At 51.3% G+C, this 1,612-nt stretch carries 1 rRNA gene; it reads left to right on the plus strand.

The window, feature by feature from the left end:
• Positions 1 to 582 precede the first annotated feature (582 nt).
• Positions 583 to 1,612, plus strand: a 23S ribosomal RNA gene (locus tag VIP81_RS04880); the annotation flags it as partial.

A 1,612-nucleotide genomic window follows, 5' to 3' on the forward strand; every position in this document is an offset into this window, starting at 1 on the left:
GCGCGATTGGTGAGGTTATGTCTTGACGCTGTCGCGGCTTTGCCGCTGCGCTCCAGACGGGCCGGCCAATGATGGCCGACGGCCGACCGGCCTGTGTGGGTGGATTGATCGGTGAGTTGAATATCCTTTTGAAGAAATAAAAGTTTGCATCTTCTACTAAGTAAGATGCCTGTTCTGAATACATTGTGAAGAGAAGATATGTCTGGAAGCGTCCAGGTGTTTTGGGTTTATGCCTGAAACGTCCGAGACCAATCCTTGTGAAACCATGTGATGGCTTAGTCGGCCGGAATTGGTGGAGGGGTTGGAGGTAGGAAGGATCGCTTGTCCGAGGCATTTTTGTTGTTGGAGCTTTTGCTCCTCTGATGGGAATGCTGGATTGATGTTGCCTGACCGCGCATCACCGGATGATATCTCGAGAAGCTGGTCTTAATGATACGACCTCGAAGTGCACCGGCGTGCCTTCAAGGAGGATTGTATCGAACACGTCGATGTCATCATGAGAAGGATGGGTTGTAAAAGGTAACCCTTTCTGCCGCGTCCCTTCGGGACGACGGCTAATGGATGAGCATTGGCAATGAGAACGATCAAGTGAAAGAAGGGCATTTGGTGGATGCCTTGGCATGCACAGGCGATGAAGGACGTGATACGCTGCGATAAGCCGTGGGGAGCTGCGAATAAGCTTTGATCCATGGATCTCCGAATGGGGAAACCCACCTTAAATACTTGGAAAATTTAAGTCGTGCTTAGGTACGGCTTAGGTTTCCAAGTATTGTTTAAAGGTATCTTATTCTGAATACATAGGGGTAAGAAGCGAACGCAGGGAACTGAAACATCTAAGTACCTGCAGGAAAGGACATCAACCGAGACTCCGCAAGTAGTGGCGAGCGAACGCGGACCAGGCCAGTGGCACTGAGGAATAAAGTGGAACGACATGGAAAGGTCGGCCGTAGAGGGTGATAGCCCCTTACACGTAGAACACTCAGTGTCCTTGAGTAAGGCGGGACACGTGAAATCCTGTCTGAACATGGGGAGACCACTCTCCAAGCCTAAGTACTCGTGCATGACCGATAGCGAACAAGTACCGTGAGGGAAAGGTGAAAAGCACCCCGACAAGGGGAGTGAAATAGAACCTGAAACCGGATGCCTACAAACAGTTGGAGCCCGCAAGGGTGACAGCGTACCTTTTGTATAATGGGTCAACGACTTAGTGTGACGAGCAAGCTTAAGCCGATAGGTGAAGGCGCAGCGAAAGCGAGTCTGAACAGGGCGTTCAGTTCGTCGCATTAGACCCGAAACCGAGTGATCTAGCCATGAGCAGGTTGAAGGTTGGGTAACACCAACTGGAGGACCGAACCCGCATCTGTTGCAATAGATTGGGATGACTTGTGGCTAGGGGTGAAAGGCCAATCAAACTCGGAAATAGCTGGTTCTCCGCGAAAACTATTTAGGTAGTGCGTCGACCGAATACCCTCGGGGGTAGAGCACTGGATGGGCTATGGGGACTCACCGTCTTACTGATCCTAACCAAACTCCGAATACCGAGGAGTACTAGTCGGCAGACACACGGCGGGTGCTAACGTCCGTCGTGAAAAGGGCAACAACCCTGACCTCC

This window comes from Chitinophaga sp., assembly GCF_036566945.1.
GTDB lineage: Bacteria > Bacteroidota > Bacteroidia > Chitinophagales > Chitinophagaceae > Chitinophaga.